Genomic DNA, 16,560 nt, shown 5'->3' on the forward strand with positions numbered 1-16,560 from the left:
TACAAAATTTAATTTGGAGGTAACTTCCTTGAACAACTATTCAATTAACAAGAAACTATTAAAGAGAATAGTCTATTCTATCAATAAAGCAATCACTCAAGATATTCCAGAATATTTAACTGAGAGCGCTAAGGAAACAAATAACGCCGTCATCCATCTACGTGGGGATTATATTAATCACAATTTAAGAAGATATGCCTTGTACAATAATGAAATTGATCTTATTCCTTTTCGTAGGTTCTTTTGGCAAGGAAGAATACTTCTTGATAGTACCAACAAAATAACTTATAGCATTTGCAGCTCAACAACATTGCATAGAATTCCTAAAAAGAAGGACAGATCAAATCCGCATTTTTTACAATCTATCTTGGCTGTAGAAAACAGTGAGTGCAAATGCGAATATGTTCAGGACTCTTTGTTTCCTATTGATGCTTTTGATTATGAAACTTTGGAAGACGATTACAAGAATACTTTTTCACTTTTAGCCAATTCCGAAGAAGGATTCACTCATTATGTTATTTCGTATGAAGCGAATAATAATCAGGTAATTTCAATAAATTTGGAAGTTCTCGATCCGCATTTTAATGTAGTGTTTGAAAGGTCATTAAACGATTATATTGTGCCAGATTTTGCTGATTTGACACAACCTTCCGATACGTCTAATAATACGCAAACAGAATCTGAAAGCACAAAATCATTAATTGGATTTAAACCAGGAATTAGACCTTCCCTTATTGAATTTGAAAAAGAAGGATAACGTTAGGGAGAGATAACAATGGATAAAAGCGAGTTCAGAGGAACAAGATTAAAAAGCGCACGATTATTCCGTGGGATGACTCTTACAGGATTATCCTCTGCAACCGGAATAAGCAAACAGTCAATTTCACTTTATGAAAATGATAAAAACAAACCTGAGTTTGATAATATTCAAAAGATCTCAAATGCGTTGATGTTCCCCACTGAATTTTTTTTGCAAAAGGATTCTTGTAAAACATCTACAGAAGTAACATATTTTAGATCTCTTGCAAGTGCAACAAAAATGGATAGAACATCTCAGAGTATAAAATTGGAATACGTTGCTAAGATATATGAAATTCTATCCAACTATATAGATTTTCCTTCATTGAATCTACCAACTGTGGATTTCACAGATAGCTTTAGTGATAGTTTTGAAGAGAATAACAAATTACTATGCAACGAGATTGAACGCATTTCCTCTACATTAAGAAACTATTGGGACATTGGTGATGGTCCTATCGGTAATCTACAGTTTATTCTTGAAAAAAACGGTATTATTGTTACCGGATTCGACACAAATGAAAATGCAATTGATGCTTTTAGTCAACATACTGTATTAAATAACGGCGATGTTTTTTTTATTTCGGTAGATCAAGGCAAAAAACCAGAAGGAAGAATCCGTTTTGATTTATCTCATGAACTGGGTCATATTCTTTTACATCCGTGGAGTGAAAGTTTAGACCTAATCGATAAAGACGAGTTTAAACTAAGAGAAAAACAAGCTAATATGTTCGCAAGTTCTTTTCTATTGCCTAAAAGTAGTTTCGGTAAAGAAGTCCAAGCATACCCAACAAGCTTACAATATTATGAAATGCTTAAAAAGAAATGGAAAGTTTCTATTCAGGCTATGATATATCGTAGTTATCAACTGAATATCATTTCTAATAATCAGTTTCAATATTTAATGAGACAAGTTTCAAAAAAAGGTTGGCGACAAAAAGAACCGGGCGATAAACCTTATTTTTTGAATGCGAATATTTTTCAAGGTGCTATTGATTTATTAATTGAAGAAAAAATACTATCTCCCGAAGGATTAATGCGGCTTTTTAGAAAATATGGTATTACAATGTATTCTAAAGATATTGAGTGTTTGTTATCTTTGAAAAAGGGAACGTTATCATCAAAAAATGAATTACCGCCGATTATTCAGTTGAAGTCGTATCAATAATGAATTGAAAAATAGATCCTTAACTCACAAAAACGCCTGAGTGATTCTCAGGCGTTTTTCCACTATTCGACTATCTCATTAAAACAATCAATAATATAATCTAATTGCACCACCCCATTTTCTTTATCAATCTCAATCGTTCTATTTTCTTCAGTTTTTTCTTTTGTGTCAAATGACAAAAGATAGTCCATAGACATACCTTCATAAAAACTGAAATCTTCTATGAATTTATTGATAGCATTTCTCTTTTCTGGATTTCTTTCATAAAGTACCGCCAATCCCTGCGTCATTGACAAAAATGGATGCTTTCGAATACGATCAGCACTAACTTGCCCTCCGAATCCTAATTGTTCGCAATCAAAAATACGTCTCAATATCCATTCTACAGACACAGCTTTGCCTTGCGAAAGCATAACTTGCTCTCTTTGTTTTTCATTCAACATAATAATTAACCTCCTAAAAAAATATATACTTGAAAATATATTATATACTTACAAATATATTATATCATTATCTATAAAAAAAGCAAATGGAAATAATTAATAGTCAACAATACACATATGAATTATTATATAGCTTTCTATTGAATACTATCAGCAGATAATAATCCCACTTGACGGCTGTGCAAATCAGGTGTAAATCATTTCTGCGTTGACTATCTCTATTGCTCGGTTGCGGATATTATTCATTCTCGCAACCCAGATCATCTGGTTATCTGCTTTGAGCTTTTCGTTGACGCCTTCTTGTTTTGCAAGTTGATTTACTAACCGAAAAAACATATCCTCTGCCTGTTTGTCAATATCGGTGAGGTAGGCGGTGAGCTTACAGCTCGTCAGAAGGTTAGTATAAATGATGGGATGATGTTTTTCGAGGTATCGTAAATGTCGCTTGCCCCATATACCAATCTTAACAGTTGGCTGTTCGGGCAATTTCAAATCCGGCAGCAAGTAATCTCCCTGCTGTGTGTATGTAATCTTTGTCGCCATAATTCAGACCTCCTTGAACTTAATCTTCTTTACTTTAGCTTTCGTGAGCTTGATCAACAGCTCGTCAATGACATCGGTATATTTGCCCCGTGAGATGAGGTCATTCCTCAAATCAATCAGGCTGTTGATTACCGTACGCCGCTCATCGGGCGTTAAGTAAATGTGATATTTTGGATTTCTCATAGTCATTTCCTCCTTGACTTAAATTTACATTCACATTATAGGAAGAAATTGAATAAACCACAAATGTGCGAGCGAGAAATGTGTGTAACTGCCGATAAAACCTGTATTTTTTCATAAGTCCGTTATAAACACTCGTACCAGTAAAGGTGGCCTTTTAAGCACCTTTTATTTTTTGTAATTTGAAAAATAAAATAATGAATAAAAACAGGAGTTCAAAATTCATTCAGTCTGAATCTTGAGCTCCTGTTGCCTTATGTTTAATTAAATTGCCGAAACATTCAATTTACAAAATTGTATCACTAATTTTAACAATCATTTATTTTTGAGATTTGAATGAAGATGCTTTTTAAGCGCACTGAAAGTTTCATTGCTAATGACATGCTCAATTTTGCAGGCGTCTGCGGTAGCGATGTCTTTATCTACACCTAAGAGTTCAAAAATTTGCGAAAGAACAGTATGACGCTCATATGTTCTTTCTGCAATTTCAAGTCCTGCTTCTGTCAGTTTCAAGGCGCCGTCTTTGCCAACGGTAAGGTAACCGCCTTCTTTTAAAATCCCCACAGCTCGGCTCACACTCGGCTTTGAATAATTCATTTCTTCACAAACATCAATAGAACGAACATAAGGGGATTTTTTGCTGAGAACATATATAGTTTCCAGGTACATTTCACCTGATTCTTTTAATTGCACAAAATCACTTCCAAAATATACTTATATAATAATAATACCACATTTTTGCAAGATAATCAATATTAATAATTTTTAATAAAATAATTTAGTTATCTCTGAATTGCTGAGCTAACCATATTTTTTATATTTTTGCAAAAAAACTTGATTTTACTTGCATATTGTTATAAAATAAGTTTTAATCAATTAACTATCAGCAAAGGAAGATGTAGTATGCTTACACTCGACAAAATCTACCATGCGTCATATGTTCTTAAGGACGTAATCAGACCGACACACATTGTAAAAGCACCTGCAATTACAGAGGATTGCGAAGTTTATCTTAAACCCGAAAATCTCCAGATTACGGGTTCATTTAAGGTTCGTGGAGCAGGCTACAAAATTTCCCAGCTTTCCGAAGAAGAAAAGGCAAGAGGCGTTATAGCCTGTTCTGCCGGTAATCACGCTCAGGGCGTTGCCCTTGCCGCAACAAAATACGGAATTAAATCATTGATTTGTTTGCCTGACGGCGCACCGATTTCAAAGGTAGAGGCTACCAAGGGCTACGGTGCGGAAGTTTGTATGGTAAAGGGCGTGTATGATGACGCCTATAATGAAGCTTTAAGGCTTCGTGACGAAAAGAACTATACTTTTATCCATCCGTTTGATGATGATAATGTAATGGCAGGTCAGGGTACAATCGGTCTTGAAATTCTTAATGAAATGTCCGATGTAGACGCCGTTGTCGGAGCAATCGGCGGAGGCGGACTTATGTCCGGTGTTGCCTGCGCAATCAAAAATTTGAATCCTAATATTAAGGTTTACGGCGTTCAGGCAGAAGGCGCTCCGTCAATGCTTGAATCAATTAAACACGGCAAGCCTGTTTGCCTTGACAGCGTTTCAACAATTGCAGACGGCATTCAAGTTAAGGCTGCCGGAGAACATACATTCAAATATATTCAAAAATATGTTGACGATATAGTAACTGTAAGTGATGATGAAATTTCATCTGCAATTCTAAAACTTATAGAAAGTCAAAAAATGATAGCAGAGGGTGCCGGTGCGGCTCCGCTTGCAGCTGTAATGTTTAACAAACTTCCGGTAAAAGGCAAAAAGGTTGTTTGTATTGTTTCCGGCGGTAATATTGACGTTACAATTCTTAACCGTGTAATCAAAAGAGGTTTGCTTAAATCGGGAAGACAGCAGACATTCTGCATTGAACTTCAGGATAAGCCGGGACAGCTTGTCGCTGTTTCTAAAATTATTGCCGACAGAGGTGCAAACGTAATATCAATTCACCACGAACGTGCAAGTGAGGGAACAGATATTACTGCTTGTTACCTTAGAATTGTGCTTGAAACAAGAAATTATGAACACGTAAAAGAAATCTCTGACGCTCTTACAGACGCCGGATTTAAACTTATTTAATATCTCGGAGGTAATTATTATGGAAAAGATTTATACTAAAAATGCACCGGATGCAATCGGTCCGTATTCTCAGGCAATAAAGGTTAACGGATTGGTGTTTACTTCGGGACAAATTGCAATTAATCCTGCAAGCGGAAATGTTGAAGCAAACACAATTGAGGGTCAGACAGAGCAGGTTTGCACAAACCTCAAAAATCTTCTTGAGGCTTCGGGCAGCTCACTTGAAAAGGCTGTAAAGACTGTATGCTTCCTTAAGAATATGGAGGATTTTGCAGCCTTCAATGCTGTTTACGGTAAGTATTTCACAGAGAAACCGGCACGTTCCTGCGTAGCTGTAAAACAGCTTCCAAAGGACGTTTTGGTTGAAGTTGAAGTAATTGCAGAAGCTTAATCAGTATTTTAATATCGGACTGTGTTGTTAATCGACACAGTCCTTTTTTATTTATACGAAGTATTATTAATACAATCGCAATACTGCTTTCACACAAAAATAACCGCGGCATAATATGCAGTATAGCAAATAGTCTTGATACTAATCATCTATCAATAGGCAAAACAGAATCATGGGATTAGTATTAATTGTCTGCACAAACAAAATGAGATTCGGTATGGGTTTGTCAAGTTAATATATTGGTGTGGTGTGGGTATGGTTGACGGTAAAATAAAAACTTTCGGCATAATCGGCGGAGATAAACGCCAGCTTTTTCTTGCAAAAGCAATTTCAGACAGATGTTATGAAGTCCTTCTCGGCGGTTTTGATAAATTGGAAAGCTTTGGTGCTTTGCAAATTGCAAGTTTAAAAGCAACAATTTCTAATAGTGATGCGGTGATTTTTCCTTTGCCGTCCGTCAGGGCAGATAAATCAATTAACACTCCCTTTTCAGATGAAAAAATAATACTTGATGATGACGATTGCAGGGAGTTGTGCAAGAAACCTGTCTTTGTTGCAATGCGTGAAAAATTCTTAAAAGCATATCCGATTTTAAAAGACGGCAGCGTTTTTGATTATTCGGCTCAAGAGGAGTTTGCAATACTCAATGCACTTCCGACTGCTGAGGGTGCGATTGAGTGTGCAATGCAAAATTTTGAGGGAACAATTGCAGGAAGCCGATGTCTTATTACCGGATTTGGAAGAATAGGCAAAATTCTTGCCAAACTTCTTAAAAGCCTTGGCGCTGACGTCACGGTAACCGCACGCAAAAAATATGATTTTGCCTATATTTCAGCCCTGGGCTATAAATCCAAAAACACCGAAAAGCTCAGAAGCGTGAGGGGTTATGATATTGTGTTTAACACAGTTCCCGCATTGCTTTTTGACAAGCACCTGCTTGCAAGCACCGACCGCAACACATTGATAATTGACCTTGCTTCAATGCCGGGCGGGGTGGATTTTGAAGCGGCGCACAAACTGAAACTTGACGCAGTAAGAGCCTTGTCGCTGCCCGGAAAGTGCGCCCCTAAGACAGCGGGGAAAATAATTGAAACAACAGTATTTAATATAATTGAGGAGGTTTACAGGTGACAAAAGCAACCATAGGATTTGCAATGTGCGGTTCCTTTTGCACCTTTTCAAAAGCATTTCCGCAGATGCAAAAGCTTGTAAAACTTGGATATGACGTTTTACCAATAATGTCGCAGAACGCATATTCAACAGATACTCGCTTTGGAAAAGCAGAGGAAATGATAAAAAAGGCAGAAGAAATTACGGGGCACAAAGTTTTGCACACATCAGTTGAAACGGAGCCTCTCGGACCGAAACAGCTGTGTGACTTGCTTGTAATTGCACCTTGCACAGGCAACACACTTGCAAAGCTGTCATTGGGAATAACCGATACTTCGGTGACAATGGCGGCAAAATCACACCTAAGAATACTAAGACCGGTGCTGTTATGTGTAGCAACCAATGACGCACTCGGTGCTTCAGCGCAAAATATCGGAAGACTTCTTAATACCAAGCATATTTATTTTGTTCCGCTTAAACAGGATGATATTGAGAAAAAACCAAATTCTCTTGTAGCGGATTTTGAAAAAATACCAATATGTGCAGAGTATTCTCTGTCTGGAAAACAGTATCAGCCGATTTTTGAATAACTTTTAATTTTAATAAATGGCAAATATATATAAAATTTTTATCAACTTTAACGGTGAGGTATTGCTCTCACCGTTATTTTATGTTAATATTATATCATCAATATTAGGAATGGTAACAAAATGAAGTATTGTAAAAAATGCAAACATATTCATAATGACGGAGACCAACATTGTCCTGATTGCAAAGTGCAACTTGTCGATGTTTCAGATAATAACACACCCGTTTATCTTTTATCGGCTTCGGGTTTTGAACTTGAACGTGTGAAATCTGCTCTTAATGACAGCGGAATCCCAAGTGATGCGGTTTTAAAAAAAGATAGTTCTGCTGATGCAGGAATGGGCTGTGATTTTTCAGAATATGATTTGCTTGTGCCGTTTCAGGCATACGAAAAGGCATATGATGTTTGCGTGGGAATCGGAGCAATCAAAGAAGAAAACGAAAAAATTCTTGATGAAGATGTTACAGTTCCGACAAACAGCGGTGTTAAACCTGCTGATGAGCAGTTTGAAGAGATGAGCGGTGCAAAACGCACTACCGTTAAGGTGGTTTCTGCAATTCTGTTTTTGCTTTTAGTTGCAGCAGTAATATACGGTACTGATTTTATTACCGGATTTATCAAGAATTTATTTGGATAATTGAGGAGAATTAATTATGAAAACGGAAACAAAATGTCTTCATTCGGGATACGAACCTAAAAACGGTGAACCAAGACAACTCCCGATTTGTCAAAGTACAACTTTTAAATATGATTCAAGCGATGCTATGGGCAGGCTCTTTGACCTTGAAGACAGCGGATATTTTTATACAAGACTGCAAAATCCTACAAATGATGCGGTAGCGGCAAAAATTGCCGACCTTGAGGGCGGAGTTGCTGGAATGCTTACATCAAGTGGACAGGCTTCAAACTTTTTTGCTCTGTTCAATATTTGTGAGACAGGAAGCCACATTGTTGCTTCATCTTCAATTTACGGCGGTACATACAATCTTCTCGGAGTAACAATGAAGAAGATGGGGATTGACTGTACATTTGTTGACCAAAACCTGTCGGAAGAGGAACTGGCAAAGGCTTTTAAGCCAAACACTCGTGCCGTATTTGGCGAAACCATAACTAATCCCACCGTTTCGGTGCTTGATATAGAAAAATTTGCCCGCCTTGCACATTCACACGGTGTTCCGCTTATTGTTGACAATACATTTGCCACCCCTATAAATTGCAGACCTATCGAATGGGGTGCCGATATTGTAACTCACTCTACAACCAAATATATGGACGGCCACGCAATCGGTGTCGGCGGAGCTATTGTTGACAGCGGCAACTTTGACTGGCTTGCACACTCAGACAAATATCCCGGACTCACAACCCCCGATGAATCATATCACGGAATAGTGTATGCTGAAAAGTTCGGTAAGCTTGCGTATATTACCAAGGCCACTTCCCAGCTTATGCGTGACCTCGGTTCAATTCAGTCGCCGCAAAATGCGTTTTATCTTATGAACGGCCTTGAGTCACTTGACGTAAGAATGGAAAGACATTGTAAAAATGCCATTGCAATTGCAAAATATTTAAAATCCTGCGACAAGGTCGAATGGGTTGATTATCCCGATTTGGAGGACGATAAATATAACAGCCTTGCAAAAAAATATCTGCCTAAAGGTTCATGCGGCGTAATGGCATTCGCCGTAAAAGGAGGAAGGGAAAAGGCTGTTGAGTTTATGGATAGTCTAAAGCTGATTACCATTGTTACCCATGTTGCAGACGCACGCACATGCCTTTTGCATCCTGCAAGTCACACACATCGCCAGCTTACTGATGAACAGCTGAAAGAGTCAGGTGTTGCTCCCGACTTAATTCGTTTATCGGTAGGTCTTGAAAGTGTAGATGACCTAATTGATGACCTCAAGCAGGCTCTTGAGAAAATCTGATTTTGGAGGAAGTTATGTCAGCATATGTTTCTGCAATAATTGTTGCGGCAGGCGGCTCTGTAAGAATGGGGATTGCCGACAGCAAGCAGTTTATTCCGCTTTTGTCACACCCGGCAATTGAATACACGCTTACAGCGTTTCAGAAATGCCATCTTATAAACGAAATTATAGTTGTATGTCGAAATCAGGACGCAGACAGAATTCGTGAAATATCCGACAATAACGGATTTACAAAGGTTAAAAAAATTGTTGACGGCGGTGATTCACGTGCTGAGAGCGTAAGAAACGGAATCAATTCCGCCGATGAAAAAGCAAAATATTTTGCAATTCATGACGGAGCAAGACCGCTTATTACTGTTGACGAAATACAGCGTGTGGTTGAAGCCGCATTTGATACGGGTGCGGCAACGCTCGGAACTTCTGTAACAGATACAATTAAGATTGTTGACGGATTTAATAAAATTGAGAGCACTCCTTTGCGTTCACAGCTCAGAGCAGTTCAGACTCCGCAGGTTTTTGAAAAAGATTTGTACAAATTCGCCTTAGATAACGCCGGAGATGATGTTGCAAACTTTACCGACGATTGTTCTTTAATAGAAAAAATGGGCGGCGAAGTTGAAGTCGTTAAAGGCAGCAGAGAAAACATAAAGCTGACTACTCCGATTGATGTTATTATCGCTGAAAGTATTTTGAATGCAAGAAATTCGGAGGTAAAATAATGCGTATAGGTCACGGTTATGATGTTCATAAATTTGCAGAAAACAGAAAGCTTATAATCGGCGGAGAAGAAATTCCGTTTGAACTTGGATTGCTTGGACATTCCGATGCCGATGTTTTGCTGCACGCAATTATGGATGCTTTGCTCGGTGCCGCCGCACTGGGAGATATAGGCAAGCTTTTTCCCGATACGGATGACCGATTTGAAGGGGCAGACAGCGTTGTTTTGCTAAAAGAGGTTTGCCGTGTGCTTTCCGAAAATAACTATAAAATAGTCAATATTGATTCAACCGTTATTGCCCAAAAGCCAAAGCTCAGAAACTATATTGACGCAATGCGCAGGAATATTGCCGATGCTTGTAACATAGATATTTCTTGTGTGAGCGTAAAGGCTACCACCGAAGAAAAGCTTGGTTTTACAGGCAGGCTTGAAGGAATTTCGGCACATTCCGTGTGCTTAATTGATTAATAGGCTGAAATTTGCTTATTGTATTACCCGTTACTCTAAGCAATTTAAATTTTACGGGTTGAAAGGTTAGGGAAATGTAATTATGAAAGTATGTCCAAAATGTAATACTCAATGTTCTGATGAAGCTATGTTCTGCACATCTTGCGGAACATCCTTTAACGAGAATGTAAATCAACAGGATCAAAATCCAAACGTAGGCGGACAGCCTGAACAGCAAGGCGCACCAATTCCGCCTGCACAGCAGTATTCAGACCCTTGTGACCATACTGCTGAGTTTAGTGATGCAGAAATTCATGACAATAAAATATTTGCCATCTGCGTTTATTTGTTTGATTTTCTCGGTGTTATTATCGCATTGCTTGTAAGAATTGCAAACAGGTCTTCATATCTTGACTTCCACATAAAACAGCAATTGAAAATAACAGTTGCTGAAGCTTTGGTGGCAATTATTTCCGGTGTCCTTTGCTGGACTTGTATTGTTCCGATTGCCGGCGGCATTTGCCTTATAATTCTTCTTGTACTAAAAGTAATATGCTTTGTCAGAACTTGTTCCAACAGATCGGCTGAAGTTCCGATTTTAAGCAAGTTCGGATTTATGAAATAATCATTACACATTAAATTTATAAAATCATACTTTATACACCTTGTTCATATTATTGAACGAGGTGTTTTATTATGTTAAGAAAGGCAATAATATCGGCAGTTTTGTGCATATCGTTACTTCTGCCGTCTGCTATTCCGGTTGCGGCTTTAGGTGATGACAGCGTATCGGCTCCGTCTGCGGTGCTTATGGAATCTTCTACGGGCAAAATTGTATACGAAAAAAATTCTCACGAACAGCGTCCCTGTGCTTCCGTAACAAAGGTTATGACCCTTTTGTTGGTATTTGAAGCAATTGACAGAGGAAAACTAAGTTTGGAGGATACCATAACTGCGAGCGAACACGCTGCTTCTATGGGAGGAAGCGACATCTGGCTTGAAAACGGTGAGACAATGTCTGCTGATGATATGATAAAGGCAACCGTAGTGGCTTCGGCGAATGATGCCGCAGTTGCGCTTGCAGAGCACTTGAGCGGAAGCGAGGACGCATTTGTAGAACAGATGAATAACCGTGCAAAGGAACTCGGTATGAATGACACGGTGTTTAAAAACTGCAATGGGCTTGACGAAGAGGGGCACGTTACCTCTGCAAATGACGTTGCAATAATGTCCCGTGAACTTACTAAACACGAAAAAATCTTTGACTATACGGCAATATGGCTTGACAATTTACGTGACGGAAAAACCCAAATTGTTAACACCAATAAGCTTTTAAAAACGTATAACGGCATAACCGGGCTTAAAACAGGCACAACCGATGATGCAGGTTGTTGTATGTCCGCCACGGCAACAAGGGGAGATGTATCGCTGATTTCTGTTGTTTTAGGCTGCGAAAGCGGAAAACAAAGATTTGCGGACGCGGCTGCCTTACTGGATTACGGTTTTGCAAATATTGCTGTAAAAGAATTAAAAATTCCTGAAGAAATGCCGCAGTCGCTTGATGTCGTTGGAGGTATGGAGAAAACCGTTGATTTGCAATGTGACGTCGATTCAAATGTTGTGGTTGATAAGAGTGCCGATGCCGACATAAAAACCGAGCTGGATTTACCTGAAAACCTTGAGGCTCCGGTTGAAGAAAATCAGGTTGTCGGTTCGCTTAAATTTACGGTCAACGGAGAAACCAAGATTTTTGACATAACTGCACGTCAACAGGTTGAGGAAACATCTTTCGGTTCAATATTTAACGTTGTTTATAATTCTTTGTTAGCGTTATAATCGAACCGTAAATGCTCACGACATCTGAAACAGTGGATTACATTCGGTATTTTAAGTTGAGATTTAATATTCAACTCGACCTATGATAAGGCTGACGTTCCCTTTGCACTTATTGCAATCTGTCGCAAGTTTGCCCCTTAAACGTCGCTTCAATTTAAAAAAATGACGAAATTATCTTGCAAAAAGCCTCGTGTTATAGTATAATAAAACAACAAACATATAGATTTTGTTAATAATTCTGAATTAGAATTTTGGAGGAATTTAAATGGCAACAACTCTTACAGACAAATATTTGAGAGGCTTTATCGGCGAACACGAGTATGAAGGTGTTGCGGCAGAAGTTAAAGCTGCACACAAAACTCTTCACGAGGGCTCAGGCTTGGGCAACGATTTTCTCGGATGGCTCAATCTTCCTACCGATTATGACAAAGATGAGTTCGCAAGAATTAAAGCTGCAGCAGAAAAAATCAAGAAAAACTCCGATGTATTCATTGTTATCGGTATCGGCGGTTCATATCTCGGAGCAAGAGCTGCAATCGAATTTTTGAATTCTCAGAATTACAATCTTACCTGCAAAGATACTCCGCAGATTTTCTTTACCGGAAATTCTATCAGCTCATCTGCACTTGCAGAGATTATGGAGCTTTGCGAGGGCAAGGATGTTTCAGTTAATATGATTTCAAAGTCAGGCACAACAACTGAGCCTGCTATCGCATTCCGTGTTTTCCGTGAAATGCTTGAAAAGAAATACGGCAAAGACGGCGCAAGAGAGCGTATTTTCTGCACAACTGACAAGGCAAAGGGTACTTTAAAGGCTCTTGCCGACGAAGAGGGCTACGAAACATTTGTAGTACCTGATGATGTAGGCGGACGTTTCTCTGTGCTTACAGCAGTAGGCCTGCTTCCGATTGCTGTTTCAGGCGCCGACATTGACGCTCTTATGCAGGGTGCTGCAAAGGCTCAAAAGGAATTTGATAATGATAATTTGGCAACAAACGATTGCTACAAATATGCCGCAATTCGTAATATCCTTTACCGTAAGGGCAAAGTAGTTGAAATTATGGTTGCCTATGAGCCTGCATACACAATGATGGCAGAGTGGTTTAAGCAGCTGTTTGGCGAGAGCGAGGGCAAAGACAACAAGGGTATTTATCCGTCAAGCGTTGTATTCTCAACTGACCTTCACTCACTCGGACAGTATATTCAGGACGGCAGACGTACAATGTTTGAGACTGTTGTTTTGTTTGATAAATGTAAAAAAGAAGTTACTCTTGGCACAGAGCCTGCAAATGTTGACGGCTTGAACTTCCTTTCGGGAAAAACTATGGATTATGTAAACCGTAAGGCTTTTGAAGGCACAGTTCTTGCTCATAATGACGGCGGAGTTCCTAATGTAGTTTTGAATGTTCCTGAAATGAACGAAACAGAACTTGGCTATCTTATCTATTTCTTTGAAAAGGCTTGTGCAATTTCAGGATATATGCTTGGTGTTAATCCGTTTAACCAGCCGGGTGTTGAAAGCTACAAGAAGAATATGTTTGCTTTGCTCGGAAAGCCCGGTTACGAAGACCAGAAAGCTGCTCTTGAAGCAAGATTAAAGTAATTTCTAATTATAAAGTATAAAAATGGAGGACTGTAATATGGTTACTTTACTTATCGGTAAAAAAGGTACAGGAAAAACAAAAAAGCTTATTGCTCTTGCAAATGAGGCTGTTGCAGCATCAGAGGGCAATGTTGTTGTAATTGAAAAAGGCTCAAAGCTTACATATGATGTTACACATAAGGCAAGACTTATTGATACAGAGCAGTATTCTGTATCAGGCTATGATATGCTTTTCGGTTTTGTAAGCGGTATTTGCGCAGGTAACTATGACGTTACCGACATCCTCGTTGACTCAACTTTCAAGATTTGCCCAGAGGGTATAGAGGGACTTGAGACATTTACAAAGAAACTTCAGGATCTTTCAGAGGCTTCTTCAACAAATATCGTTCTTTTGATTTCTGCTGACGAAAGCGAAATTCCGGAATCAATCAACGCTGTTTGCCAGAAAGTATAATTTCTTATTGAGAATTAAAACGGTGCAGTCTTTTGATTGTGCCGTTTTTTAATGTTTAAAAATTGGTTTTATGGGTAATATCTGATAAATACTCTAAATTGTTTGCAGAATTAAAATATATCCGTAAAATGCTTTTATTTGTGGTGTCAATATGAATAATGAACAACTTGAGATAACTTTAGATGCTCTTGATACTCTTGACAGTCAAAGTTCAATGATAATAGATATCCGTGACGAATTTTCTTTTGAGTACGGCAGTATTCCGAATGCTGTCAATAATCCATTAGACAAGCTAAAACAGGATTTTTCTGTTTTGCCAAAGGATAAATTGCTTGTAATCTGCTGCAAAAGCGGACAGATAAGTGATACCTTAGCCGAAAAACTTCGTGAGAACGGATATAATGCCGTTAACCTAAAAGAAGGATATTACGGTTGGTTAAAACGCAAAATGACTGATGAAATTTGCGCTGATGAAGTCGAAAAGAGCATACGAAAAAAGTTCAGCAAAACAATATGGAGCCGTTTTACTGCCGCCGTTGTTGAATATGAACTTGTAAAGCCGAACGATAAGATAGCTGTTTGCATTTCGGGCGGAAAGGATTCCATGCTAATGGCTAAACTGTTTCAGGAGTTAAAACGGCACAACAAGTTTCCGTTTGAGCTTGTGCATCTTGTAATGGACCCGGGATATAGCCCAGTCAACCGCAGTGTAATTGAAAGTAATGCACGCAAACTGAATATTCCGATTACTGTGTTTGAAACCAATATATTCGAGTCGGTTTACAATGTTCAAAAATATCCCTGCTATTTATGTGCAAGAATGAGAAGAGGGTATCTTTACAAACAAGCTAAATTACTGGGCTGTAACAAGATTGCCCTCGGTCATCACTATGATGATGTAATTGAAACTATTCTTATGGGAATGCTCTACGGCGGTCAGGTGCAAACTATGATGCCCAAACTTCACAGTACCAATTATGAGGGAATGGAGCTGATTAGACCGCTGTATCTTGTTCGTGAAAATGAGATAAAGCGTTGGCGTGATTATAACAACCTGAACTTCATTCAATGCGCCTGCCGATTTACCGATAACTGTACAACCTGCAATAACGGCAACACCGGCTCGAAGCGACAGGAAATCAAACAACTAATAGCCAATTTAAAAAATATAAACCCACAAATTGAAAGCAACATATTTCACAGCGTTGAAAATGTGAATCTTGAGACAATAATTTCATATAAACGCGGCGAGGAAAAGCACAGTTTTCTTGATGATTACGACACCGATTGATGTCTAAACACAAAATTAATTCCTGCAAAGAATTATGCGTCAGATTAACAGGTTTTAACAAAAAATAATGCCGATTTTACCGCAATTTTTAGTTGACAAAGCCTTAAACCTTTTGTATAATAATAAACAGCGTTTTAATATGCGTTTATGCGGTCAACTTCGAGGTGCAGTTATGCTGTTTGAGCTTAAGTCCGTCTTTCAGAATGACGGCGAAACAAAAGAACTAAGCTATAAACTTGATATTGCAGACATTGATATTGACGGCGTTTTTCCATTCAAAACACCGGTTAATGTTACTGCAAAGGCTCATAACAGAGCAAGCCTTGTTACACTTTATCTTGAGTGCGGTTTTGATTATGTCAGAAACTGCGACAGGTGCGGCGAAGAGTTTACAAAGCATATGAAGATGGAGTTTTCTCATAAGCTTGCACAGACTCTTGTTGACGATGGCAATGACGATTATATTGAAACACCGGATTTCAAACTTGAGCTTGACGAAATTGTCGTAACCGATATTCTTTTGTCTTTACCTCAAAAGAACTTGTGCAAGGACGATTGCAAGGGCTTGTGCCAAATTTGTGGTCAGAACCTTAACAAAGGCGAGTGTTCCTGTGATAAGCGACAAATTGACCCAAGACTTGAGATTCTTAAACAGTTTATTGACTAACATATATTTATAAGGAGGTCTTTGTAATGGCAGTACCTAAGAGTAAAACATCACACGCAAGAAAGAGTTCAAGACGTTCAACAGTATGGAAGCTTGACGCTCCGGCACTTACAACTTGTCCAAACTGCGGTGAGCTTACAGCAGCTCACAAGGCTTGCAGCAACTGTGGTATGTATAACGGCAGACAGGTTATCGTTAAGAAAGATGCACAGTAATCATTTTTGCATTTAAGAACACTATGGGCGGCAGGCATCTGTACGCCCTTTTGTTTTGTCTGAGAATAATTTGGCATACTATTAT

21 protein-coding genes are annotated in these 16,560 nt (G+C 38.6%); 17 read left to right on the forward strand and 4 right to left on the reverse strand.

Annotation, left to right across the window (positions count from 1 at the left end):
• The first annotated feature begins 28 nt into the window (after positions 1–28).
• Together BLP46_RS03960 and BLP46_RS03965 are read left to right on the forward strand one after the other, a co-directional pair.
• Positions 29–757, forward strand: a complete 729-nt coding sequence (locus BLP46_RS03960; RefSeq protein ID WP_092975966.1) for a DUF5986 family protein — start codon at positions 29–31, stop codon at positions 755–757.
• Positions 758–775: 18 nt separating this feature from the next.
• The gene (locus tag BLP46_RS03965; protein ID WP_092975969.1) at positions 776–1,966 is read left to right on the forward strand and encodes a helix-turn-helix domain-containing protein; all 1,191 of its coding nucleotides are present in this window, start codon (positions 776–778) and stop codon (positions 1,964–1,966) included.
• A 62-nt stretch (positions 1,967–2,028) separates the two neighbouring features.
• On the opposite strand, the gene BLP46_RS03970 is transcribed toward BLP46_RS03965, so the two are convergent.
• The 4 genes from BLP46_RS03970 to BLP46_RS03985 all read right to left on the reverse strand — a co-directional run bounded on the left by BLP46_RS03970 (position 2,029) and on the right by BLP46_RS03985 (position 3,825).
• A complete protein-coding gene (locus BLP46_RS03970) occupies positions 2,029–2,409 on the reverse strand; it encodes a hypothetical protein (protein WP_092975972.1) in 381 nt (126 codons plus the stop codon).
• Positions 2,410–2,595: 186 nt separating this feature from the next.
• Positions 2,596–2,952 carry a TnpV protein gene (locus BLP46_RS03975; RefSeq protein ID WP_092975975.1) on the reverse strand — a complete coding sequence of 119 codons (357 nt, stop codon included), beginning with the start codon at positions 2,950–2,952 and terminating at the stop codon, positions 2,596–2,598.
• Between the two features lie 3 nt (positions 2,953–2,955).
• Positions 2,956–3,135: a hypothetical protein gene (locus tag BLP46_RS03980; protein ID WP_092975978.1), complete on the reverse strand. Its 180-nt coding sequence runs from the start codon at positions 3,133–3,135 to the stop codon at positions 2,956–2,958.
• A 312-nt stretch (positions 3,136–3,447) separates the two neighbouring features.
• Positions 3,448–3,825, reverse strand: a complete 378-nt coding sequence (locus tag BLP46_RS03985) for a metal-dependent transcriptional regulator (RefSeq protein ID WP_092975981.1) — start codon at positions 3,823–3,825, stop codon at positions 3,448–3,450.
• A 210-nt stretch (positions 3,826–4,035) separates the two neighbouring features.
• Here BLP46_RS03985 and ilvA point away from each other — a divergent pair, with 210 nt between their 5' ends.
• From ilvA to rpmF, 15 genes are all read left to right on the forward strand, one after another.
• The gene (gene ilvA, locus BLP46_RS03990) at positions 4,036–5,229 is read left to right on the forward strand and encodes a threonine ammonia-lyase (RefSeq protein ID WP_092975984.1); all 1,194 of its coding nucleotides are present in this window, start codon (positions 4,036–4,038) and stop codon (positions 5,227–5,229) included.
• Between the two features lie 19 nt (positions 5,230–5,248).
• Positions 5,249–5,620, forward strand: coding sequence for a RidA family protein (locus tag BLP46_RS03995; RefSeq protein WP_173311513.1), 372 nt, complete (start codon positions 5,249–5,251; stop codon positions 5,618–5,620).
• Between the two features lie 255 nt (positions 5,621–5,875).
• Positions 5,876–6,751 carry a dipicolinate synthase subunit DpsA gene (gene dpsA / locus BLP46_RS04000; RefSeq protein ID WP_092975990.1) on the forward strand — a complete coding sequence of 292 codons (876 nt, stop codon included), beginning with the start codon at positions 5,876–5,878 and terminating at the stop codon, positions 6,749–6,751.
• A complete protein-coding gene (locus BLP46_RS04005) occupies positions 6,748–7,320 on the forward strand; it encodes a dipicolinate synthase subunit B (RefSeq protein ID WP_092975993.1) in 573 nt (190 codons plus the stop codon). The genes dpsA and BLP46_RS04005 overlap by 4 nt, the downstream gene beginning before the upstream one ends.
• Before the next feature lie 120 nt (positions 7,321–7,440).
• Positions 7,441–7,956, forward strand: coding sequence for a hypothetical protein (locus BLP46_RS04010; RefSeq protein ID WP_092975996.1), 516 nt, complete (start codon positions 7,441–7,443; stop codon positions 7,954–7,956).
• Between the two features lie 16 nt (positions 7,957–7,972).
• On the forward strand, positions 7,973–9,244 hold the full coding sequence (locus BLP46_RS04015; protein ID WP_092975999.1) for an O-acetylhomoserine aminocarboxypropyltransferase/cysteine synthase family protein: 1,272 nt from the start codon (positions 7,973–7,975) through the stop codon (positions 9,242–9,244).
• 14 nt (positions 9,245–9,258) lie between these two features.
• Positions 9,259–9,963: a 2-C-methyl-D-erythritol 4-phosphate cytidylyltransferase gene (ispD, locus tag BLP46_RS04020; protein WP_092976002.1), complete on the forward strand. Its 705-nt coding sequence runs from the start codon at positions 9,259–9,261 to the stop codon at positions 9,961–9,963.
• Positions 9,963–10,430, forward strand: coding sequence for a 2-C-methyl-D-erythritol 2,4-cyclodiphosphate synthase (gene ispF, locus BLP46_RS04025; RefSeq protein ID WP_092976005.1), 468 nt, complete (start codon positions 9,963–9,965; stop codon positions 10,428–10,430). Before ispD ends, ispF begins: the two co-directional genes overlap by 1 nt.
• 82 nt (positions 10,431–10,512) lie before the next feature.
• On the forward strand, positions 10,513–11,034 hold the full coding sequence (locus BLP46_RS04030) for a zinc-ribbon domain-containing protein (RefSeq protein ID WP_092976008.1): 522 nt from the start codon (positions 10,513–10,515) through the stop codon (positions 11,032–11,034).
• A 71-nt stretch (positions 11,035–11,105) separates the two neighbouring features.
• A complete protein-coding gene (locus tag BLP46_RS04035) occupies positions 11,106–12,245 on the forward strand; it encodes a D-alanyl-D-alanine carboxypeptidase family protein (protein ID WP_173311522.1) in 1,140 nt (379 codons plus the stop codon).
• A gap of 265 nt (positions 12,246–12,510) precedes the next feature.
• Complete coding sequence (locus BLP46_RS04040) at positions 12,511–13,848, forward strand: glucose-6-phosphate isomerase (RefSeq protein ID WP_092976013.1); 1,338 nt, start codon at positions 12,511–12,513, stop codon at positions 13,846–13,848.
• A 37-nt stretch (positions 13,849–13,885) separates the two neighbouring features.
• Positions 13,886–14,302 carry a hypothetical protein gene (locus BLP46_RS04045; protein WP_092976016.1) on the forward strand — a complete coding sequence of 139 codons (417 nt, stop codon included), beginning with the start codon at positions 13,886–13,888 and terminating at the stop codon, positions 14,300–14,302.
• 151 nt (positions 14,303–14,453) lie between these two features.
• The gene (locus BLP46_RS04050) at positions 14,454–15,593 is read left to right on the forward strand and encodes a PP-loop family protein (RefSeq protein ID WP_092976018.1); all 1,140 of its coding nucleotides are present in this window, start codon (positions 14,454–14,456) and stop codon (positions 15,591–15,593) included.
• Between the two features lie 172 nt (positions 15,594–15,765).
• Positions 15,766–16,260: a YceD family protein gene (locus BLP46_RS04055; protein ID WP_092976129.1), complete on the forward strand. Its 495-nt coding sequence runs from the start codon at positions 15,766–15,768 to the stop codon at positions 16,258–16,260.
• A 26-nt stretch (positions 16,261–16,286) separates the two neighbouring features.
• A complete protein-coding gene (rpmF, locus tag BLP46_RS04060) occupies positions 16,287–16,475 on the forward strand; it encodes a 50S ribosomal protein L32 (RefSeq protein ID WP_092976021.1) in 189 nt (62 codons plus the stop codon).
• The last annotated feature ends 85 nt before the right edge of the window (positions 16,476–16,560 follow it).

The organism is Ruminococcus sp. YE282, from assembly GCA_900101355.1.
In the GTDB taxonomy this organism is placed as follows: domain Bacteria; phylum Bacillota; class Clostridia; order Oscillospirales; family Acutalibacteraceae; genus Ruminococcoides; species Ruminococcoides bromii_A.